This is a genomic window from Limnohabitans sp. (assembly GCF_031539175.1).
Lineage (GTDB): Bacteria > Pseudomonadota > Gammaproteobacteria > Burkholderiales > Burkholderiaceae_C > Limnohabitans.
The window spans coordinates 1-20,804 of sequence record NZ_JAVKLQ010000031.1 but is presented as its reverse complement, the minus strand read 5'-3'; the positions used below and the strand labels follow the sequence as shown (position 1 = coordinate 20,804).

The window sequence follows — 20,804 nt, the reverse complement described above, 5'->3', positions numbered from 1 at the left end:
CCCGTAAATTCGCAAGGCCTTGGCGGCGGTTTAGAGGCGAGGTTCTAAATCTGAATGTTTTCGCGTGTTGGTCACAATCGATCCACTGCCGCTTCCACTTATCTGCTCATGCGCGCCTTTTATTCCGATCAATTTGTGTTGCCTCTGCCCGAAGGGCACCGCTTTCCTATGGCGAAGTACCGTTTGTTGCGTGAGCGCTTGGCACTTGAGTTGCCTGAGGTGGCGATGCAAGTGGCCCCTGCCGCCAGCGATGGTGAGCTGGCATTGGTGCACACCCCGCGCTACATCCAGTCGGTGGTGCAAGGAAGTTTGAGTCCAGCTGCGCAAAAGGACATCGGTTTTCCATGGTCTGAGGCCATGGTTGAACGATCACGCCGTTCCGCAGGTGCCACGGTGATGGCCGCGCGCACGGCGTTGTTTGGCGCCGAGGGCGTGTCGGCCAATATGGCGGGGGGGACGCACCATGCCTATGCGGATCGCGGCAGTGGTTTTTGTGTGTTCAATGATGCGGCGGTGGCTACGCGCCTGATGCAAGCTGAATGGGCCCGCAGCCATTTACAACCGCTGAAAGTGGCCATCATTGACTTGGATGTGCACCAAGGGAATGGCTCGGCGCACATCTTTGCCGACGATGCGCAAGTGTTTACCTTATCGCTACACGGGGCGCGTAATTTTCCATTTGCGAAAGAAGTCAGCGATTTGGATGTTGAGCTGCCTGATGGATGTGATGACGACGCCTACCTGCACGCCTTGGACCTCGCGCTGGCAGAGCTGACGTCACGGTTCAGTCCGGGTTTGGTGATTTACCTCGCAGGTGCTGATCCGCACGAGGGAGACCGCTTGGGGCGACTCAAACTCAGCTTTGACGGCCTAGAGGCCCGTGATCGACGTGTGCTGGACTGGGCATGGTCACACCGTGTCCCGTTGGCATTTTGCATGGCGGGTGGATACGGCCATCACATCGAGGACACGGTTCGCGTGCAAGTCAACACCTACCGTGTCGCGCAGGCGTATTGGCGACGCTGGCAAAATCTGTCTGTATGACGACTCCCACTTCTGCACGCCCTCAAGCGCAGCCGCGCAGCGCCTTCAAGGTATTTCGTACCATCACCACGCGTTGGATGGACAACGACGCCTACGGCCATGTCAACAACGTTGTGTACTACAGCTGGTTCGATACGGCGGTCAACGCACATTTGATTGAGCAGGGGGCGCTGGATATTCACCACGGTGACACGATTGGTTTGGTGATTGAAACCCAGTGCAACTATTTTTCGCCCTTGGCTTTTCCGCAAACCATTGAAGCGGGCATCCGCGTGGCCAAACTGGGCTCGTCCAGCGTGCGTTACGAGGTGGGCTTGTTTGCGCAAGGTGCCGAGTTGTGTGCCGCACACGGGCACTTCGTGCACGTTTATGTCGACAAAGAAAATCGCAGACCTGTGAAGGCGCTGCCCTTGAATTTAAAAACTGTATTGGAGACTTTGGTATGAGCACCCCATCTGAGAACATCGCCGCCGTTGACCACGCCATCACCTCGCGCATGTCTGCCCGCGCGTTCACGCAGCAGCCTGTGCCGCGTGAATTGATCACCGAGATTTTGCAAGTCGCCAGCCGCGCCCCGTCGGGGACCAACACCCAACCTTGGAAGGTGTATGTGCTGCAAGGTGCGAGTCGCGATAGCTTGGTCGACAAGGTGTGTGCTGCACACGAAGCCATGCGGGCCAATCCCGAAGTCGCTCAGCAATACCAAGAGCAATACGACTATTACCCCAAGCAATGGATCAGCCCGTTCATTGACCGCCGTCGTGAAAATGGTTGGGGCTTGTACGGTTTACTGGGCATTGGCAAAGCCGATAAAGAGCAAATGCATTTGCAGCACCAACGCAACTTCAAATTCTTTGATGCCCCTGTGGGATTGATGTTCACCATCAACCCCGTGATGGGCCGTGGTTCTATGTTTGACTACGGCATGTTTGTGCAAAACATCATGCTCGCTGCGCGTGCGCGTGGTCTGCACACCTGCCCGCAAGCGGCTTGGAACAGCTTTCATAGCATCATCCTGCCGCACATCGGCGCGGGTGAGGGCGAGATGTTGGTGTGTGGTTTGGCCTTGGGTTGGGCTGATGACAGCGACAAGGTCAACACCTTTGTCACGCCGCGTGTGCCGGTGGACGAGTTCACCCAGTGGGTGGACTGAATTTTCCAAAGCTAAAACCAGATGATCATCACAAGCCTGCTTGACACCGACCTGTACAAATTCACCATGATGCAGGCGGTGCTGCATCAGTTTCCCAGTGCGCAGGTTTCCTACAAGTTCAAGTGTCGCAATGTCGGTGTGAATCTGGCGCCGTATGCGCAAGAGATTCGCGACGAAATTCGTTCTTTATGCAGTTTGCATTTCCAAGATGCCGAGTTGACATGGCTGCGCAGTCTGCGATTTATCAAAAGCGATTTTGTGGATTTCTTGGGCTTGTTTCACCTCAACGAAAAATACATTGAAGTCACGCCCTTGCCCAACGGCGATTTGGACATCAGCATTCACGGCCCTTGGCTGCACACAATTTTGTTTGAAATTCCTGTGTTGGCCATCGTCAACGAGGTGTACTTTCGCAACACCCAAAAAGTCCCTGATTTCGTAGAAGGTCGCAAACGGTTAGAGCAAAAAATTGAAGCGCTGCATGCCGAGCGTCTGAGTGATTTGAAGATTGCCGACTACGGCACGCGCCGTCGTTTCTCACGCGCTTGGCATGAGGAGTTGCTGCGCGTGTTGACTGCCAAATTGGGCACCGGCGCTCATGGCCAGTTGGCCGGTACCAGCAATGCTTTGTTCGCGATGAAGCTGGGCCTCACGCCTTTGGGCACGATGGCGCACGAATATTTGCAAGCCTGCCAAGCGTTGGGCCCGCGTTTGCGCGATAGCCAAGTGTTTGGTTTTGAAACTTGGGCGCGTGAGTACCGCGGCGACTTAGGCATCGCATTGAGCGACGTCTATGGCATTGAGCCGTTCCTGCGTGACTTTGACATGTACTTCTGCAAGTTGTTTGATGGCGCACGTCACGACAGCGGTGACCCTTTCACCTGGGGCGAGCGCATGATTGCGCATTACCGCAATAACCGAGTTGATCCGTTGACCAAAATTTTGATTTTCAGCGACGGTCTGACGGTTGAAAAAATCATTGCTTTGTATCAACAGTTCAGAGGCCGTTGCCAACTCGCGTTTGGTATCGGCACCAATTTAACCAACGACTTGGGCTATGAACCGCTGCAAATCGTGATCAAGATGACGCAATGCAATGGACAACCGGTGGCCAAGTTGTCGGACACCCCAGGTAAAGGCATGTGCGACGATGAAAAATATTTGGCCTACTTGCGCCAAGTGTTTGGCATCGTGCAGCCATCGTGATTCATGAAGGGCAAATGATGTTGACTGCATTGGTTTTGATTTTTGTCGTGTCTTATGCGGCGATTGCTTTTGAACACCCTTTACAAATCAACAAATCTGCATCTGCTTTGGTGGGCGCGGGCTTGTTGTGGACGATCTATGCCGTCAACGCTGCTGACGCATATGTGGTGGGAGAACACCTGAACGAGTCACTTGTTAGTACTGCTCAAATCGTATTTTTTCTGATGGGGGCGATGGCAATTGTGGAAGTGGTGGATGCGCACAATGGCTTTGAGGTCATTACGTCGCGCATCAAAACGACGCAACTGTCTAGATTGATGTGGTTGGTTGGTTTTGTGACATTCTTCTTGAGTGCCATCTTGGACAACTTGACCACCACCATCGTGATGGTGTCTCTGATGAAAAAGCTGCTCGACAAGCGTGATGATCGTTTGTTCTTTGCAGGCATCATCGTCATCGCTGCCAATGCGGGGGGAGCTTGGTCACCCATTGGCGATGTCACGACCACGATGTTGTGGATTGGTGGCCAGATCACTGCGCTTGAAATCATCAAAGGCTTGTTCTTGCCCTCTTTGGTGAACTTGATGGTTCCTTTGATCGTTACAAGTTTTTGGCTGAAAGGCCAACAGGTGGTGTCACCTGTTATTCAGGCTTTGTCTGCGCAAGAAAGTCAAACCACGGCGTTTGAGCGCAATCTGATGTTTTTTTTGGGGTTGGGCATTTTGATTGCTGTGCCGGCTTTTAAAACTTGGACGCATCTCCCGCCGTTTATGGGCGTTTTGTTTGGTTTAGGTGTGCTCTGGTTTGTGGGGGATTTGGTGCATCGGGAGAAATTAGATGAGCACAAACAGCATCTTTCTTTGACCCATGCATTGACCAAAATTGACATGCCCTCGATCGTTTTCTTTGTGGGCATTTTGTTGTCTGTCTCGACGTTGGAACACACCCATATTTTGTCGAATGTGGCGGCTTGGTTGGATCAAACCGTTGGGCGACAAGATGTGATCGTCATGATCATTGGCGTTGTGAGCGCCATTGTCGATAACGTGCCTTTGGTCGCTGCATCAATGGGGATGTACAGCTTGGCGCAATACCCTGCTGACAGTTTCTTATGGGAGTTCTTGGCTTATTGCGCAGGAACCGGTGGTTCGATTCTCATCATTGGCTCTGCAGCCGGTGTCGCCGCCATGGGCTTAGAGCGGATTGATTTCATTTGGTACATCAAAAAAATCAGTGGCTTGGCGCTCATCGGGTACTTCTCCGGAGCATTTTTTTACATTGCCGAATACGCGTTGACTCACTGAAAGTATGTTTATGAAACCCAAAATCATCGTTGCCCGCCCTATTTTTGAAGAGGTGTTGACACGTTTGCGCGAGCATTTTGACGTCACCGATAACCAAGCTGATAAAGCTTGGACTAAATCAGATTGGACGCAAGCGCTCTCGCAGCATGCTGGCGCACTCACCACAGGTTCTGACCCTGTGGACGCTGATGTGCTCAAGGCTTGCCCTAGCTTGAAGGCCGTTGCAAACATGGCCGTGGGCTACAACAACTTTGACGTACCCGCCATGACTGCGCATGGCGTGCAAGCCAGCAACACCCCCGATGTACTGACCGAAACTACAGCCGATTTTGGTTTTGCTTTGCTGATGGCAACAGCCCGTCGATTGACGGAGAGCGAGCACTACTTGCGCCGTGGCGACTGGACGCAATGGCGTTACGACATGTTTGCGGGTGCTGAAGTGCATGGCAGCACCATGGGCATTTTGGGCATGGGCCGTATTGGCCAAGGCATCGCCAAGCGCGGTGCACATGGCTTTGGCATGAAAGTGATTTATCACAATCGCTCGCGCCTGAGTCCTGAACTTGAAGCCGAGTGCGGTGCGACTTACGTCAGCAAAGAAGAACTTTTGCGCACCGCAGACCACGTGGTGTTGGTTGTGCCTTACAGCGCGGCTTCTCACCACACCATCGGTGCTGCAGAGTTGGCGCAGATGAAACCGACGGCTACCTTGGTCAACATTGCACGCGGCGGCATCGTGGACGATGCCGCTTTGGCGGTTGCGTTGCGTGAGCGTCGCATTGCTGCGGCAGGGCTTGATGTGTTTGAGGGGGAGCCCAACGTTCACCCAGATTTGTTGACCGTGCCCAACATCGTGCTGACGCCGCACATCGCCAGCGCATCCATCGCCACACGCATGGCCATGGCCAACTTGGCAGCGGACAATTTGATCAGCTATTTCACACAAGGCAAATCACTGACGCCACTCAACACCTTAGGTGCGTGATGGAAGTTTGGATTGCCGTTGGTATTGGCTTGGTCAATGCACTGCTGTTGGTGGTACTGCTGCGACGCTCTGGCGCAGACAACCGAGAAGAGGCGCAAGCACAAGCTCAGTCCCAGGCGTTAGCGCTGCAACAAAGCATGTTGAACGTGCAAGACAAGCTCGAGCGTGTGGAGCGCGAACTGCGTTTTGAAATCACCGAATCATCACGGGGTGGACGTCAAGAGCTGACGCAAACTTTGGCCAGTTTTCAGCAAAGCCAAGTTCAACAACTGAGCTTGATGCAAGCCAGCATCGGCGACACGTTGAACCAACAGTTGCAGCAATTGCAAAAGAGCAACGCCGAGAAATTGGACGAAATGCGTCGCACGGTCGACGAAAAGCTGCAGACCACGTTAGAGAAACGCTTGTCTGAGAGTTTCAAACAAGTCGCCGAGCGTTTGGAGCAAGTGCACAACGGCTTGGGACAAATGCAAAAACTCGCCGATGGTGTGGGTAGCTTGCAGCGCGTGCTGACTAATGTGAAAACACGCGGTATGTTTGGCGAGGTTCAACTTGAGGCCTTGCTGGAGCAGGTCTTGACGGTGGAGCAATACGCCAAACAGGTCGAGACTAAGCCTCGCAGCAACCAACGTGTGGACTTTGCGATTCGATTTCCTGGTCGAGGTGGCGCTGACGGTGAACCCGTGTGGTTGCCTATAGATGCCAAGTTCCCACGCGATGATTACGAGCGTTTGCTCGATGCCCACGACCGCGCTGATCCCGTTGCGGCAGAGTTGTCGGCCAAGGCATTGGAAGTGCGTATTCGCACCGAAGCCAAGAGCATTGCCGAGAGCTACTTGGCGCCGCCGCATACCACCGACTTCGCAATTTTGTTTTTGCCCATCGAAGGTTTGTATGCCGAGGTGCTGCGTCGCCCTGGCTTGATGGACAGCCTACAACGCGATTACCGCGTCACTTTGGCGGGCCCCACCACGCTGTTGGCCATGCTCAACAGTTTGCATATGGGCTTTCGCACATTGGCGTTGGAACAACAAGCGTCAGAAGTTTGGAAGGTGTTGGGGGCCGTTAAAACTGAGTTTGAGCGGTATGGCGACTGGGTTGAAAAGGTGCGCGAGCAAGTGCAAAAAGCGGCGGACACTTTGGACCGTGCCGACACACGCAGTCGTCAAATGCGTCGCGCGCTGAAAAACGTGGAGGCCTTGCCTGAGGGGGAGGCTCAAGCGTTGTTGCCTAAGTTTGACGAGGCCTTAGATGACTCGGATGCCCAAGTGTGAAGCGTGAACTGACCCGACTCATCGCAGGGCAAATTTGCCTTCATGCCTGTATGGCGGGTATGCGCATGTCTGCGCCTTTGATGGCTTTGCGCAGCGGGCAAAGTGAGGCGGCGGTCGGGGTACTTCTGGCTCTGTTTGCGTTGACACAAGTTTTCTTGGCCTTGCCAGCAGGTCGCTATGCCGATGCGCATGGCCTGAAGCGACCTGTCATGTGGAGTGTGCTCATGGCCTTCACAGGGGCAGGGTTGGCTGCGCTGTGGCCCATTTTTCCGGTTTTATGTGTCAGCGCTTTGTTGACGGGCGGGGCGACCGGCGGGGCCATCATCGCGCTGCAGCGTCATGTGGGGCGAGCAGTTCAAGATGTGACGCAAATGAAGCAGGCGTTCAGTTGGTTGTCGATTGGCCCCGCGTTTTCGAACTTCATTGGGCCTTTCACCGCAGGTATCTTGATTGACCATGCGGGGTTTCAGTGGGCCTATGCTGCGATGGCCGTGTTGCCACTTTTGGGGTGGTTATGCATTCGCCGAACGCGTGAATTGCCGCCGGTCATCAAACCGGATGGTCATGAAAAAAATCGTGCTTGGGATTTGCTCAACGCCCCCATGTTTCGGCGCTTGCTGATGGTGAATTGGTTTTTGTCAGCCTGCTGGGATGTGCACACGTTTGTCGTGCCCATCTTGGGCCATGAGCGCGGCTTGAGTGCGTCAGCCATTGGCTCTATCTTGGGCGGCTTTGCTATCGCCGCCGCCTTGATTCGCATGCTGTTGCCCATTTTGGCGGCCCGCATGCAAGAGTGGCAAGTCATCACGGGCGCCATGCTGATCACCTCGGCCTTGCTGGGTGTTTATCCTTTGATGCATACCGCGTGGACCATGGGCGCCTGCTCTGTGCTGTTGGGGTTGTCCTTGGGGTCGGTGCAGCCCATGGTGATGAGTACTTTGCATCAAATCACTCCCGAGCACCGTCATGGCGAGGCGCTGGGTTTGCGTTTGATGGGCATCAACGCATCCAGTGTGTTGATGCCTATTTTGTTTGGCGCTGCCGGCACCGTGATTGGAATTGGCGGCGTATTTTGGTGTGTGTCAGCTGTGGTCGGCTTGGGCTCGCGCAGCGCTTACATGCTCAGAGTGCATAAAACTCACGGATAAAGTTCCACGCGTCATCTACGCTGTCCACGTATTTGAACAAGTTCAAGTCTTCTTGTGAGATGACACCTTCTTCAATCATCACCTCGGGGTTGAACAAACGCTTCCAGTAAGCACTGCCAAACAGCACGATAGGCACAGGTTTGGCTTTTTTGCATTGCACCAGCGTGAGGGTTTCAAATAACTCGTCCAAGGTTCCAAAGCCGCCAGGGAAAGCCACCAAGGCTTTGGCACGCATCATGAAGTGCATTTTGCGCAGCGCAAAGTAATGGAATTTGAAGCTCAGACCGGGTGTGATGTACGGATTGGGGCTTTGCTCGCGGGGTAGGGCAATGTTGAGGCCGATGCTGATGCCTCCAGCCTCTGCTGCGCCACGGTTGGCCGCCTCCATGATGCCTGGGCCACCCCCTGTGCAAATAAAGAGCTTGCGGCCATTGGTTCTGTCGGCACTGAATTTGGTAATGACGCCAGCCAATGCCCGAGCTTGTTCGTAAAAACTGGCATTGCGTAGCGTGGTTTCTGCGCGCTTGATGGCGAAGAGATCACCACTTTCACGGGCACGTACCAGTTCAAGGTGGGCCGCCTCTTCGCTGAGAAAACGCGCACTACCAAATACCACCACGGTGTGCTCAATGCCTTGTTCTTGTTGTGCCAAGTCGGGTTTGAGCATTTCCAGTTGAAATCGCAAGCCGCGTGTTTCTTTGCGCAGCAAGAATTCGGGATCCGCAAATGCAAGTCGGTTGGACTCGGGTGACAACACATCGCCGGTCGCGTGTTGTGCCTTGAGGGTTTCCCAAGCTTCTGCAATTCTTCGGTCGTGAGGGTCGAGCATTCCATCCATGCGTCAATGGTAACGGCAAGTCATGGGTGCCTTCGCCCATGAAAAAGGCTCCCGAAGGAGCCTTGATTTTCTAAACCCATGAAGAGGGTTAGACGCGCTTGCGGTATTCGCCGGTGCGTGTGTCCACTTCGATTTTGTCGCCTTGGGCCACAAACAATGGCACAGCCACTTCGAAGCCCGTTGCGATTTTGGCGGGCTTCAACACTTTGCCTGAGGTGTCGCCTTTGACGGCTGGTTCAGTCCATGTGATTTCGCGCACGACGTTGGTGGGCAATTCGACAGAAATCGCTTTCTCGTCGTAGAACACCACTTCGAGTTCCATGCCGTCTTCGAGGTAGTTCAGCGCGTCGCCCATGTTGCTGGCTTCAACTTCGTATTGGTTGAAGTCGGCGTCCATACAAACGTACATCGGGTCAGCGAAGTAAGAGTAGGTGCAATCTTTCTTATCCAAGATGACTTGGTCCATCTTGTCGTCGGCTTTGAAAACCACTTCGGTGCCGAAGTTGGCGATCAGACTTTTGAGCTTCATGCGAACGGTGGACGAGCCACGACCGCCGCGTTGGTATTCGGTGCGCAGGACGACCATGGGGTCCTTGCCGTGCATGATGACGTTACCGACGCGGATTTCTTGAGCGGTTTTCATAGTGTGTTGGTGTCTTGTGTTTGTGAAAATGGCCCGTACAGCTCAAGCTGCACTGGGTTCGCATAGCCCGTTATTTTAGCGTTTTTGTGCGACAAACCCGATCAGCGCTGCGGTTAAGTCAGTTTGGGTTTGTAAAAGCCGTCGTGTTTCTGAGCTCCAAGCCTGCCAGACGGCCAAATTAGACGGTGTCAACGCCGGCAGCGTTGTGTCAGACCGGTTATTCCACACGTCGTGAACATGTTGCAAAGTCTGCGGCATTCGCAAAGCGAGGTAAAAAGCTTGCAACTTGTCATGATGCGCCAAGTCGTCTTGCGGGTAAATATGCCAAACAAATGGCTTACCAGCCCACAGGGCGCGCACCAAAGAGTCTTCTCCCCGCACAAAATTCAGGTCGCAAGCCCACAGCAGATGGTCAAAATCGATTTGGCTGACATAAGGCAGCTGGCTGATGTGCAACTGGCCCAAGCCAACCTCGGGCATGTTCAACGCTTGTGTAGCCGATGCCACAGCAGCTTTGGGGCGGCCTTGGGCGACCAGCAATCGCGTGGGGCTGTCGGCTTGACAGAGCTGTTTGAGTAAATCAGTCAGGGCTGATGGTTCGTAACAAAACAGACTGATCAGGCGCTCGTGGGGTGCGATGGGTTGATCCAGCTGCAGGGCGCTCAGCCATGCGTTACGGTCAAACGCGGCTTGTCGTTCCTGCAGATCTTGCTCACGCAGCAAGCCGCCTGTATCTGGCGTGAATCCCGGGAAGAAAAACCATTTGGTCAGACCGCGTGCTGGACCACGCATGACGGGTGAGGCCAAGCCATGCGAGCGGGCCACATAGCCCTCGGCGCTGAGGTATTCGAGGTTGATCCACACAGGGGGTGTGCCTTGTGCCATCAACGCTTGGAACGCTTCGGGCAGTTCGCAGCCAAATGCTTCTACGACGACATCGCCTACTTCAAAGGCCTTGTCTTGAGCTAAGACTTGCAGGGCTTCGTCGTCGGGCCACGCATGGATGGTCACGCCCGCGCAGCCTTGTGGTGCCATCCACACCAAGGCTGTCGCCTCGTCCACCCACAGGCGCACGGTGTGGCCGCGCTGCGCGAGGTCTGTACACAGCCGCCAGCACACGCCAAGGTCACCGTGGTTGTCGATGACGCGACAAAAAATATCCCAAATCTTTTTCACATCTGAGATTGTCCACAATATGGGCATGTCCAAAACCTCTTCAGATGCCACGCCAGAAAACGCAGCACCGCGTCACCCGCCCGAGCTGTTAGAGCGGGTGGCGAGCTTGCCTGCGCTGCCTGGCGTGTACCGCTACTTTGATGCGCAGGAGCAAGTTCTTTATGTGGGCAAGGCCATTAATCTGAAGAAGCGGGTGTCTAGCTATTTCCAAAAAGACCACGGCGGCACACGCATTGGTCACATGGTGAGCAAGATCGTTCGCATGGAAACCACGGTGGTGCGTTCCGAGGCTGAAGCGCTGCTGCTGGAAAACAACCTCATCAAAACCCTCAAGCCCAAATACAACATCTTGTTTCGCGATGACAAGAGTTACCCGTATTTGAAGATGACGCGTGGTGTCCCCATGAAGAGCAACGAGGTCGCGAACCAAGCCGCTTCGCCTCTTGTCTTGGGCAACCTCAGCACGACCCATCACCTGAGCGTGAATCCACAACAGGTGCCCCGTGTTGTGTACTACCGAGGCGCGGTGGATAAACGCCATGACTACTTTGGTCCATACCCCAGCGTGTGGGCGGTGCGAGAAGCCATTCAACTGCTGCAAAAAGTGTTTCGTTTGCGTACCTGTGAAGACACAGTGTTCAACAACCGCACGCGCCCGTGTTTGCTGTTTCAAATCAAACGTTGCTCTGGGCCGTGTGTGGGGCTCATCTCTGTGCCCGATTACCAGCGCGATGTGGACAGCGCGATGCGTTTGCTGCGCGGAGAAACGCAGGAAGTCATGGCGAGCATTGAAGCGCGCATGATGGCGCACGCTGAGAAACTCGAATTTGAACAAGCCGCCGAGCTGCGCAACCAAATGAGCGCGCTCTCCAAAGTGTTGCACCAACAAGCGGTGGACACCGTGGGCGACCAAGACGTGGACATCCTCGCGGTCAAAGTGCAAGGCGGCAAAGCCTGTGTCAACTTGGCCATGGTGCGCGGTGGTCGCCACTTGGGTGACCGGCCTTACTTCCCTGTGCACGTGGACGACGCTGAGCCTGCCGAAGTGCTGGAAGCGTTTTTGAGTCAGCACTATTTAGATGTACCCGTGCCGCCCGCGCTCATCACCAGCCACGCGGTGGACAAAGAACTGTTGCAAGCGCTGACCGAGCAAACGGGCGTCAAGATCACCGCCGTGCACAACCCACGCGAGCAACGCCGTGTGTGGCTAGAAATGGCGCAACAAAATGCCGACATTCAACTTGCCCGCTTGCTGGCCGAAGAAGGCTCGCAACAAGCGCGCACCCGCGCGTTGGTGGATGCCCTCGATTTAGCGCCAGAAGATTTAGAACAGTTTCGCGTGGAGTGCTTTGACATTTCGCACACTTCAGGCGAGTCCACGCAAGCCTCGTGCGTCGTGTTTCATCATCACAAAATGCAAAGCGCAGAATACCGCCGCTACAACATCGACGGCATCACCGGTGGCGACGACTACGCCGCCATGCGCCAAGTGCTGGTGCGCCGCTACAGCAAGCTCGCCGAGGCCGTGCGTGCGGGCGAGGGCAAGCTGCCTGACCTGGTACTGATTGACGGCGGCAAAGGCCAAGTGAGCATGGCGCGTGAGGTGTTTGAGTCGCTTGGGCTCGACCTCTCACGCATTGTGGGGGTTGAAAAAGGCGAGGGCCGCAAAGTCGGCCTCGAAGAGTTGGTGTTTGCCGATGGCCGCGAGAAGGTGTACTTGGGCCGTGACTCCGCCGCCTTGATGTTGGTCGCCCAAATTCGTGATGAAGCACACCGCTTTGCCATCACCGGCATGCGAGCCGCACGCGCCAAAGTGCGTGTGGGGGGCAGCAAGCTCGAAGAAATTCCGGGCGTGGGGCCAAAGAAGCGTGCCAAATTGCTGCAGCGCTTTGGTGGTGCGCGCGGTGTGGGCGATGCCAGCGTGGCAGATCTGTGTACCGTGGAAGGTATTTCAGAAGATTTGGCACAAACCATTTACAACGCCTTACGTTAAGGCATCAAGGAATAAACAATGCGTACATTGAACCGCCGCGACTGGCTGGCACAAACCGGTTTAGCCTCTGCCGCTTTATTCGGGCAGAACGCGTGGGCGCAAAACGCTTGGCCTAACAAGCCTCTGCGCTTGGTCGTGCCATTTGCACCCGGCGGTAGTTCTGAAATCGTGGCACGCGCTGTGGCCGCTGAAATGGCCAAAGGCCTAGGCCAAAACGTGTTCGTGGACAACAAACCCGGTGGTGCAGGCAACATTGCCATGCAAGAAGTGGCGAACAGCCATGACGAGCACACACTGATCTTGGGTCACATTGGCACTTTGGCGGTCAACCCGTTCATCTTTGACAAACTCTCCTACGACCCTGCGCGAGACTTCACGCCCATCACCTTGGTGTCTAAAGTGCCCAGCTTGTACGTGGTCCATCCGGATCTGCCCGTTAAGAACCTCAAAGAGTTTGTGGCCTATGCCAAGAGCAAACCTGGCCAACTCAATTACGGCACAGCAGGCAACGGCAGTGCAGGTCATTTGGCGTTTGAATATTTGAAGATGGCCACCGAGACCTTTGTGCTGCATGTGCCTTATCGTGGCACGGGCCCCATGCTGACGGACCTGATGGCTGGGCGTTTGCAAGCCAGCGCCGCAGGTGCGCCGGCCCTCATTCAGTTCATCAAGGCGGGCAAGCTGCGTTGCATTGCCACAGGGTCGAGCACCCGTTTGTCGCAGTTGCCCGATGTGCCCACGGTCGCAGAGCAAGGCTACAAAGGCTTTGAGATGACGCAGTGGTACGGCTTGCTGGCACCGAGCAAATGGGCCAAACCCAATTTGGCAAAACTCGAACTCGAGGCCGTCAAAGCAGGCCGCAGCGCGCATGTGAAAGAAAAGCTCGCGCTTGACAATGCGCTGGCCATTGGCAGCACAGGTGCAGAGTTTGACGCTTTCATCAAGACCGAGCAAAACCGATGGAAACAGGTGATTGCGCGGGCGCAAATCAAACCCGAAGGCATCTGAAGGGGCGAAGGCGCAGGGCCTTCGTGGCGTTAAACCTTGACCACTTCGAGCAGTCGGTCTAAGCCCCCCTCGTTGATGGCAACCATGGCTTGCTCGCGCACCTTGGGCTTCGCGTGGTACGCCACCGACAAGCCGGCTTCGCCCATCATGGGCAAGTCGTTGGCACCGTCGCCCATGGCAATGGCTTGGCTTGGCCTGATGCCCATTTGCGTGCAAATGTGCAGCAGCATCTTGCGCTTTTCAGCGCCGTCACAAATGTCACCCCAGGCTTGTATGCTCACTTGGCCCGTCAGCTGACCGTTGGCAATGTCCAGCACATTGCTGCGAGAAAAATCGATGTTCAACATCTCGCACACGCGGTCGGCAAAAAAGGTGAATCCACCGCTGACCAATAACACTTTCATTCCGTGGGCTTTGCAGGTGTCCACCAAGTTTTTGGCGCCTGGGTTCAAACGCAAACGATGCTCAAAAACTTCCTGTAAGGCTGACTCGGGTGCGCCTTTGAGCAAGGCCAAACGGCGGCGCAAGCTGTCTTTGAAATCCGTGATTTCACCGCGCATCGCCGCTTCCGTGATGGCCGCCACCTCGGCCTTGCGGCCTGTGGCATCGGCAATTTCATCAATGCACTCAATGTTGATGAGCGTCGAGTCCATGTCGAACGCGATGAGTTTGAAGTCTTGCAGTTGGAGAGGGGCGGTGAAGCCTTGAATGGCAAGGCCGGGGGCGAATTCGGTAGCAGAAGTCATATTAAGAATTATCGTGGGTCTGCGCTGGATGTCTGAGCCTCAGTGGCCTTGATCACTGGCGTATTTGGCGTGCCCAATGCGCGCAATATATCGCGCACCATTTGCGCACGGGCTGGCGGCTCGGGCAGCTCGCACTCGATGCGTAAACGGTCGTTGCCCGCCAGTTTGATGTGCTTATTTTTTTGTACCAGCTCGATGATGCGCATGGCATCAAACGGTGGGTTGGGTTTGAAGCTGATGTGGGTCACGCCGGGGGCTGCGTCGACCTTGGTCACGCCATAGCTGCGCGCTTGCACGCGCAGGCGGTGCACGTCGATCAAAGTTTGCGCTTGGGCGGGCAGTTTGCCAAAGCGGTCCACGATTTCTTCGAGCAGCGCGTCAATTTGATCGCCCGTTTTGGCCGTGGCTAATTTTTTGTAGAACGACAAGCGCAGGTGCACATCGCCGCAGTAGTCATCGGGCAGTAGTGCGGGGGCATGCAGGTTGATTTCGGTCGTGGCGCTGAGTGGGCTCAAGAGATCCGGCTCTTCGCCGTTCTTCAAGGCGCGCACCGCTTCGTTGAGCATCTCGTTGTAGAGCTGAAAGCCCACTTCCAGCATGTTGCCGCTTTGGTTTTCGCCCAGCACTTCGCCTGCACCGCGAATTTCCAAGTCATGCATGGCGAGGTAAAAGCCAGAGCCCAGCTCTTCCATTTGCTGAATGGCGTCCAAGCGCTGTGAGGCTTGTTTGGTCAAGCCTTCGATGTCGGGCACCATGAGGTAGGCGTAGGCTTGGTGGTGGCTTCGGCCCACGCGACCACGCAGCTGGTGCAACTGGGCCAGGCCAAATTTATCGGCGCGGCTCATGATGATGGTGTTGGCACTGGGCACGTCAATGCCCGTTTCGATGATGGTGGAGCACAGTAAGACGTTGAAGCGTTGGGCCACAAAGTCGCGCATGACGCGTTCGAGTTCGCGTTCGGGCATTTGACCGTGTGCGATGGCGATGCGTGCTTCAGGCAGCAACTCTTCCAAGCGAGCCTTGCGGTTTTCGATGGTGTCGACTTCGTTGTGCAAAAAGTAGCACTGGCCACCGCGTTTGAGTTCGCGCAACACGGCTTCTCGGATGACACCATTGCCTTCGGTGCGCACAAAGGTTTTGATGGCCAACCGGCGTTGCGGGGCGGTGGCGATCACGCTCAAGTCGCGCAGGCCTTCCAAGGCCATGCCCAAGGTGCGAGGGATGGGGGTGGCGGTGAGCGTGAGCACATCTACCTCGGCGCGCATGGCTTTCATGGCCTCTTTGTGACGCACGCCAAAGCGGTGCTCTTCGTCAATGATGAGCAGGCCGAGGTCTTTGAATTTGACCGACGCGCTGAACAATTTGTGGGTGCCGACCACAATGTCGACTTGGCCATCTGCCAGCCCCTTGGCGGCAGCGGTGATTTCTTTGGCGGAGCGGAAACGGCTCATCTCCGCAATCTTGACGGGCCACTTGCTGAAGCGGTCGGTCAGTGTTTGAAAGTGTTGCTCGGCCAGCAAGGTGGTGGGGGCCAAGAAGGCCACTTGTTTGCCGCCTGTCACGGCCATGAAGGCGGCGCGCAGGGCCACTTCGGTTTTGCCAAAACCCACATCGCCGCAGACCAAGCGGTCCATCGGGCGAGGGCTGATCATGTCTTGCATGACGGCGTGGATGGCGGCGCGTTGGTCGGCGGTTTCGTCAAAGCCAAAGTCGTTGGCAAAGGTTTCGTAGTCTTGCGGCGAGAAGCGGAAGGGGTGGCCTTCTCGTGCGGCGCGGCGGGCGTAGATGTTGAGCAGCTCGGCGGCGGCGTCGCGCACCTGTTCGGCGGCGCGGCGCTTGGCCTTGTCCCACTGTGCGGAGCCGAGCTTGTGCAGCGGGGCCTCGTCGGCGCTGACGCCTGTGTAGCGGCCAATCAGGTGCAATTGGCTCACAGGCACGTAGAGCACGGCGTTGTCTGCGTATTCGAGGTGCAAAAACTCTTGCAGTGCTGGCGAGCCGTCGGCATTTTTCTCACCGAGGTCCATGTTGATCAGGCCCCGGTAGCGGCCAATGCCGTGGGCGTTGTGCACCACGGGGTCGCCCACGTTGAGCTCAGCCAAGTCTTTGATGAGGGCTTCGACATCGCTGACCTGTTCTTGTTTTTTGCGGCGGCGGGTGGTCGTGCCGACAGCGAACAACTCGGTTTCGGTGATGAGGTCGAGGCCTGCCTCGGTCCAGCTGAAACCGACTTGCAATCGGGACGTGGCAATGCCGATTTTTTCGTGGCTGGCTTGGAACTCGGCCAAAGAGTCAAACCCCGGTGGGCTGACTTGGCTGGAGCGCAAGAAGTCGAGCAGGCTTTCGCGGCGGCCATCGCTTTCCGCCAAGATCAGCAAGCGGTTGCTGGTTTGCTTGGCGTAGCTTTGCAGCTTTTGAAGCGGGTCGGTGGCGCCGCGTACCACGGTCAGGTCGGGCAAGGTTTGCGCGAAGGCGTTGTCGGGCACATCCGTGATCTGCGGGCGCAACACAAATTGGGCATACGTGCTGGCCGCGGCGTAGAACTGCTCCGCACTCAAAAACAAGCTGGCGGGGGGCAACGCTGGGCGCTCGGGATCGCCTTGGACCAAACGGTAGCGATCTTGCGTGTCTTGCCAAAAGCGTTGGAACACAGGCTCTAAATCGCCATGCAAAACGACAGTCGCCGATGCACCTAAATAATCAAAGACCGTGGCCGTTTCTTCAAAAAACAGCGGCAGGTAGTACTCAATGCCGGCGGTGGCGACGCCATTGCCAATGTCTTTGTAGATGCGGCTTTTGGTGGGGTCGCCGTCGAGCAGTTCGCGCCAACGGTTGCGAAACTGTCCGCGCGCAGCGTCGTCCATGGGGAACTCACGCCCTGGCAGCAAGCGCACTTCTGGTACGGGGTAAAGGCTGCGCTGGGTGTCGGGGTCGAAGGTGCGGATGGAGTCGATTTCGTTGTCAAACAAATCGACGCGGTAGGGCACCAAAGAGCCCATGGGGAACAGGTCAATCAGGCCACCACGCACAGCGTACTCGCCGGGGCTGACGACTTGGGTGACGTGGTTGTAGCCTGCCAAGGTCAGCTGCGATTTCAGCTTGGCTTCATCCAAAGACTGTTTGACTTTGAAGTGAAAGGTGTAGCCGGCCAAAAATGCCGGCGGCGCCAAGCGATACAGGGCTGTCGTTGCGGGGATGAGCACCACATCGGCATCGCCTTGCGAAATGCGCCATAGCGTGGCCAAGCGCTCGCTGATGAGGTCTTGGTGGGGCGAGAAGCTGTCGTATGGCAGCGTTTCCCAATCTGGAAAGAGCACGCAGCGAACGTCAGGGGCGAAGAACGCCATTTCGTCTTGCAAGCGTTGCGCATCGACGGCGTCGGCGGTGACGATGGCCACGCGTTGATTTTTAGATTTTTCGCGTGCACTGAGTTGCGCGAGCAGCAAAGCATCGGCGGAACCAACGGGGCGGGGGAGGGCAAATCGTTTGCCAGAGCTCAAAGAGGGCAGATGCATTGGCGCAATTCTAGAATGGGGGCCCGGTTCATTCCGTCTGTTTGGTCTATGTCCTTAATCACGCCCCCCTCTGCCCATTTTTATGCCTTGATTCCCTGTGCAGGATCGGGCAGCCGTGCGGGCACACACCAACCCAAACAGTACCAAACAGTGGCCGGTTTACCGATGGTGGTGCACACGTTGCGCGCTTTTGGCGCTGTCTCGCGTTTGGCGAGTGGCTTGTTGGTGGTTGCACCGGATGATCAACACATGGCGAGCCTGCTGAAGACGCATCCTCAGCCTGCGTTTGATGTGGTGCAGGTTGGTGGTGCCACGCGCGCTCAAAGTGTGTTGGCGGGCTTGCATGCTTTAAGCACGCGGGGTGCACGGCCGCATGATTGGGTGTTGGTCCATGATGCGGCGCGCTGTCTGGTGAGCCCCGCGCAAATCAATGCCTTGATGGATGCTTGCCAAGACGATGTCGTGGGAGGGTTGCTGGCATACCGCTTGGCCGACACCTTAAAGGTCGAGCAAGACGGACGCGTGGCCTCTACGATAGATAGGTCAGACAAGTGGCTGGCCCAAACGCCACAGATGTTTCGACTGGGGCGATTGACCCAAGCGCTTGAGCAAGCCAGCAACGCTGTGACCGATGAGTCGAGTGCGCTGGAGGCCATGGGCCTGCACCCTCGCTTGGTTTCTGCCAGTGCCCAAAACTTCAAAGTCACGTACCCCGAAGACTTCGCTTTGGCTGACGCGATTTTGAGAACACGATCAGAGGAATAACAAATGACGATGCCTAAATTTCGGATTGGTGAAGGTTGGGATGTCCACGCCCTGGTGGAGGGGCGCCCCTTGATGTTGGGGGGTGTTCACGTACCACATCCTTTTGGGTTACTGGGCCACTCCGATGCGGATGTGCTGTTGCATGCGATCACCGATGCTTTGTTGGGGGCGGCGGCGTTAGGCGACATCGGGCGACATTTTCCAGACACTGACGCCAAATTCAAGGGTGCAGATTCGTGGGTGTTGCTACAACAAGCCGCACAAGCTGTGCGCGATGCTGGGTTTGCCATTGGCAATGTCGACAGCACAGTGATCGCTCAGTCCCCCAAATTGGCTACTTACATTCCTCAAATGTGTGAGCGCATTGCACAAGCTTTGAATGTGGAGGTCACCCAAGTCAACGTCAAGGCGAAAACGGCCGAAAAAATAGGCCCTGTGGGCCTAGGTCAAAGTATGGAGGCCAGGGCCTCCGCTTTGATTTATTGATTTTTAGGGTTGAGGGCAGCAAGGCCTTCGACGACCTCTCGGACCACACGGCGTTGTTCGGGTTGCAGCGCGAAGTAGCGTGAAATCAGTTGCTGATCTACCAAGTTCATGTGCTCATCTTTGGCTGCTTCGTCTGCCGGACGTGGGGGCGGTGTGCCAAACAACAGTCCTTCAGGTGAGATTTTGAGCCACTTTGACAAGACCAAGAGTTTGTCTTGTTTGGGGATGGAAACCCCCATAAGCCAATTGCGAGCGGCATGTGAGGAAATACCTTCCCCCCAATACCGCAGGTTGAATTCGTTAGCCACGACTGTGGCCGAGACACGAACGCCAGCATCTTTCAATGCTGCGCGGAAGCGGTCTGCAAACTTTCCAGTTTCTTTAGGGTAGCTTTGTGTCATACCTCTAAGGTAAATGAGAAATAGATGTGTGATGTGATTGTAAGTAGGAATTTGCTTTCTTTTAAATAAATAGTTTTACTTTATAGAGGTGTAAATTTTTCTTTGAAAATTATTGGGCCGTCCAACCACCATCCATATTCCAAGCCACACCGCGGATGTTTTGGCCAGCCTTAGAGCAGAAAAAGATTGCCAGTTCGCCCAATTCTTCGGGGGTGGTGAATTGCATAGACGGCTCCTTTTCCCCCAGTAGCAATTTGACGGCATCATTGTTGGTGATGCCCAAGGCTTGCGCTTTTGCATCAATTTGCTTTTGAACCAAGGGCGTTAATACCCAGCCTGGACAAATGGCGTTGCAAGTCACACCCGTGGTGGCGTTTTCGAGTGCGGTGACTTTCGTCAAGCCCACAATGCCGTGTTTCGCCGCCACATAGGCTGATTTTTGAGCCGATCCCACTAGGCCGTGTACAGAGGCAACGTTGATGATGCGACCCCAGTTGGTTTTTTGCATGTAAGGCAATGCCAAGCGGCTGGTGTGAAACGCGCTGGTCAAGTTGATGGCGATGATGGCGTCCCAGCGCTCAACGGGAAAATCTTCCACAGTGGCCACGTGTTGGATACCGGCGTTGTTGACCAAAATGTCAACGCCCCCGAACGTGGTGGCCGCGAATGTCATCATGGCTTCAATGTCTGAGGCTTTGCTCATGTCGGCACCGTGGTAAGCCACTTGGACGCCTAAAGCTGCAATTTCTGCTTTGGGGCCCTCCACGTCACCAAAACCATTGAGGACGATGTTCGCGCCTTGTTGGGCCAGTGCTTTTGCAATACCTAAACCAATGCCGCTTGTGGAGCCGGTGACCAATGCTGTTTTACCGACGAGTGTGCGATCTGACATTTGAAAACTCCATTTGAATTACGATGAGGAACCTCTGACATTATGAAGTTTTCAGTTGTCGTTTCGCTGAATGAATTTGAGTCTCTTATATGAAAGGCGGATTCAAGGACGAAGTGCAACACGCTTTAACGAGGCATGGAATACCTCGTGAGGTGTCTTGAATCCTAGTCGCTTTCTGGGGCGATGATTCAATCGGTTTTCAATCATAGTCAATTCCTCATCCGTCACGG

Annotated in this window: 19 protein-coding genes; 12 read left to right on the top strand and 7 right to left on the bottom strand. The window is 55.5% G+C overall.

Annotated elements, in window-relative coordinates; translation table 11 throughout:
• Positions 1-108: 108 nt before the first annotated feature.
• Genes RMS95_RS05330 through RMS95_RS05295 form a run of 8 tightly spaced genes read left to right on the top strand, consistent with a single transcriptional unit; the run spans position 109 to position 8,114 of the window.
• The gene (locus tag RMS95_RS05330) at positions 109-1,044 is read left to right on the top strand and encodes a histone deacetylase (RefSeq protein WP_310644244.1); all 936 of its coding nucleotides are present in this window, start codon (positions 109-111) and stop codon (positions 1,042-1,044) included.
• A complete protein-coding gene (locus tag RMS95_RS05325; RefSeq protein WP_310644242.1) occupies positions 1,041-1,490 on the top strand; it encodes a thioesterase family protein in 450 nt (149 codons plus the stop codon). The genes RMS95_RS05330 and RMS95_RS05325 overlap by 4 nt, the downstream gene beginning before the upstream one ends.
• Positions 1,487-2,197, top strand: a complete 711-nt coding sequence (locus RMS95_RS05320) for a nitroreductase (RefSeq protein ID WP_310644240.1) — start codon at positions 1,487-1,489, stop codon at positions 2,195-2,197. Before RMS95_RS05325 ends, RMS95_RS05320 begins: the two co-directional genes overlap by 4 nt.
• 21 nt (positions 2,198-2,218) lie before the next feature.
• The gene (gene pncB / locus RMS95_RS05315; protein WP_310644238.1) at positions 2,219-3,403 is read left to right on the top strand and encodes a nicotinate phosphoribosyltransferase; all 1,185 of its coding nucleotides are present in this window, start codon (positions 2,219-2,221) and stop codon (positions 3,401-3,403) included.
• 14 nt (positions 3,404-3,417) lie between these two features.
• Positions 3,418-4,707, top strand: coding sequence for a sodium:proton antiporter NhaD (gene nhaD, locus RMS95_RS05310; protein WP_310644236.1), 1,290 nt, complete (start codon positions 3,418-3,420; stop codon positions 4,705-4,707).
• Positions 4,708-4,717: 10 nt separating this feature from the next.
• Entirely contained in the window at positions 4,718-5,692 is a 975-nt protein-coding gene (locus tag RMS95_RS05305) for a D-glycerate dehydrogenase (RefSeq protein WP_310644234.1), read from the top strand.
• The gene (locus RMS95_RS05300) at positions 5,692-6,966 is read left to right on the top strand and encodes a DNA recombination protein RmuC (protein WP_310644232.1); all 1,275 of its coding nucleotides are present in this window, start codon (positions 5,692-5,694) and stop codon (positions 6,964-6,966) included. Before RMS95_RS05305 ends, RMS95_RS05300 begins: the two co-directional genes overlap by 1 nt.
• Entirely contained in the window at positions 6,963-8,114 is a 1,152-nt protein-coding gene (locus RMS95_RS05295; protein ID WP_310644230.1) for an MFS transporter, read from the top strand. Before RMS95_RS05300 ends, RMS95_RS05295 begins: the two co-directional genes overlap by 4 nt.
• Here the strand turns inward: RMS95_RS05295 and RMS95_RS05290 are convergent.
• The 3 genes from RMS95_RS05290 to earP form a co-directional block, all read right to left on the bottom strand.
• The gene (locus RMS95_RS05290; RefSeq protein WP_310644228.1) at positions 8,089-8,952 is read right to left on the bottom strand and encodes a TIGR00730 family Rossman fold protein; all 864 of its coding nucleotides are present in this window, start codon (positions 8,950-8,952) and stop codon (positions 8,089-8,091) included. The genes RMS95_RS05295 and RMS95_RS05290 overlap by 26 nt on opposite strands.
• An 88-nt stretch (positions 8,953-9,040) precedes the next feature.
• Positions 9,041-9,595: an elongation factor P gene (gene efp / locus RMS95_RS05285; protein WP_100131994.1), complete on the bottom strand. Its 555-nt coding sequence runs from the start codon at positions 9,593-9,595 to the stop codon at positions 9,041-9,043.
• A gap of 75 nt (positions 9,596-9,670) precedes the next feature.
• Positions 9,671-10,771, bottom strand: coding sequence for an elongation factor P maturation arginine rhamnosyltransferase EarP (earP, locus tag RMS95_RS05280; RefSeq protein WP_405023361.1), 1,101 nt, complete (start codon positions 10,769-10,771; stop codon positions 9,671-9,673).
• A 25-nt stretch (positions 10,772-10,796) separates the two neighbouring features.
• On the opposite strand from earP, the gene uvrC reads away from it, so the two are divergent.
• Positions 10,797-12,764 carry an excinuclease ABC subunit UvrC gene (gene uvrC / locus RMS95_RS05275; RefSeq protein WP_310644225.1) on the top strand — a complete coding sequence of 656 codons (1,968 nt, stop codon included), beginning with the start codon at positions 10,797-10,799 and terminating at the stop codon, positions 12,762-12,764.
• A gap of 18 nt (positions 12,765-12,782) precedes the next feature.
• Entirely contained in the window at positions 12,783-13,772 is a 990-nt protein-coding gene (locus RMS95_RS05270) for a tripartite tricarboxylate transporter substrate binding protein (RefSeq protein WP_310644223.1), read from the top strand.
• 29 nt (positions 13,773-13,801) lie between these two features.
• Here RMS95_RS05270 and serB read toward each other — a convergent pair whose 3' ends face one another.
• A complete protein-coding gene (gene serB, locus RMS95_RS05265) occupies positions 13,802-14,518 on the bottom strand; it encodes a phosphoserine phosphatase SerB (protein WP_310644220.1) in 717 nt (238 codons plus the stop codon).
• Positions 14,519-14,526: 8 nt separating this feature from the next.
• Entirely contained in the window at positions 14,527-18,030 is a 3,504-nt protein-coding gene (gene mfd, locus RMS95_RS05260; protein ID WP_310644218.1) for a transcription-repair coupling factor, read from the bottom strand.
• A gap of 48 nt (positions 18,031-18,078) precedes the next feature.
• On the opposite strand from mfd, the gene ispD reads away from it, so the two are divergent.
• On the top strand, positions 18,079-18,795 hold the full coding sequence (ispD, locus tag RMS95_RS05255; RefSeq protein ID WP_310644216.1) for a 2-C-methyl-D-erythritol 4-phosphate cytidylyltransferase: 717 nt from the start codon (positions 18,079-18,081) through the stop codon (positions 18,793-18,795).
• A gap of 3 nt (positions 18,796-18,798) precedes the next feature.
• The gene (ispF, locus tag RMS95_RS05250; RefSeq protein WP_310644214.1) at positions 18,799-19,281 is read left to right on the top strand and encodes a 2-C-methyl-D-erythritol 2,4-cyclodiphosphate synthase; all 483 of its coding nucleotides are present in this window, start codon (positions 18,799-18,801) and stop codon (positions 19,279-19,281) included.
• Here the strand turns inward: ispF and RMS95_RS05245 are convergent.
• Together RMS95_RS05245 and RMS95_RS05240 are read right to left on the bottom strand one after the other, a co-directional pair.
• A complete protein-coding gene (locus RMS95_RS05245) occupies positions 19,275-19,682 on the bottom strand; it encodes a hypothetical protein (protein WP_100132000.1) in 408 nt (135 codons plus the stop codon). The genes ispF and RMS95_RS05245 overlap by 7 nt on opposite strands.
• A 109-nt stretch (positions 19,683-19,791) precedes the next feature.
• Positions 19,792-20,574 carry a 3-hydroxybutyrate dehydrogenase gene (locus RMS95_RS05240; protein ID WP_310644212.1) on the bottom strand — a complete coding sequence of 261 codons (783 nt, stop codon included), beginning with the start codon at positions 20,572-20,574 and terminating at the stop codon, positions 19,792-19,794.
• Positions 20,575-20,804: the final 230 nt, after the last annotated feature.

Coding starts and splice junctions, on each gene's coding strand:
- RMS95_RS05270 (WP_310644223.1), top strand. CDS start 12,783: ATGCGTACATTGAACCGCCGCGACTGGCTGGCACAAACCGGTTTAGCC.
- RMS95_RS05325 (WP_310644242.1), top strand. CDS start 1,041: ATGACGACTCCCACTTCTGCACGCCCTCAAGCGCAGCCGCGCAGCGCC.
- RMS95_RS05240 (WP_310644212.1), bottom strand. CDS start 20,574: ATGTCAGATCGCACACTCGTCGGTAAAACAGCATTGGTCACCGGCTCC.
- nhaD (WP_310644236.1), top strand. CDS start 3,418: ATGATGTTGACTGCATTGGTTTTGATTTTTGTCGTGTCTTATGCGGCG.
- serB (WP_310644220.1), bottom strand. CDS start 14,518: ATGACTTCTGCTACCGAATTCGCCCCCGGCCTTGCCATTCAAGGCTTC.
- RMS95_RS05320 (WP_310644240.1), top strand. CDS start 1,487: ATGAGCACCCCATCTGAGAACATCGCCGCCGTTGACCACGCCATCACC.
- RMS95_RS05330 (WP_310644244.1), top strand. CDS start 109: ATGCGCGCCTTTTATTCCGATCAATTTGTGTTGCCTCTGCCCGAAGGG.
- mfd (WP_310644218.1), bottom strand. CDS start 18,030: ATGCATCTGCCCTCTTTGAGCTCTGGCAAACGATTTGCCCTCCCCCGC.
- uvrC (WP_310644225.1), top strand. CDS start 10,797: ATGTCCAAAACCTCTTCAGATGCCACGCCAGAAAACGCAGCACCGCGT.
- RMS95_RS05290 (WP_310644228.1), bottom strand. CDS start 8,952: ATGGATGGAATGCTCGACCCTCACGACCGAAGAATTGCAGAAGCTTGG.
- ispD (WP_310644216.1), top strand. CDS start 18,079: ATGTCCTTAATCACGCCCCCCTCTGCCCATTTTTATGCCTTGATTCCC.
- RMS95_RS05300 (WP_310644232.1), top strand. CDS start 5,692: ATGGAAGTTTGGATTGCCGTTGGTATTGGCTTGGTCAATGCACTGCTG.
- RMS95_RS05245 (WP_100132000.1), bottom strand. CDS start 19,682: ATGACACAAAGCTACCCTAAAGAAACTGGAAAGTTTGCAGACCGCTTC.
- pncB (WP_310644238.1), top strand. CDS start 2,219: ATGATCATCACAAGCCTGCTTGACACCGACCTGTACAAATTCACCATG.
- ispF (WP_310644214.1), top strand. CDS start 18,799: ATGACGATGCCTAAATTTCGGATTGGTGAAGGTTGGGATGTCCACGCC.
- efp (WP_100131994.1), bottom strand. CDS start 9,595: ATGAAAACCGCTCAAGAAATCCGCGTCGGTAACGTCATCATGCACGGC.
- RMS95_RS05305 (WP_310644234.1), top strand. CDS start 4,718: ATGAAACCCAAAATCATCGTTGCCCGCCCTATTTTTGAAGAGGTGTTG.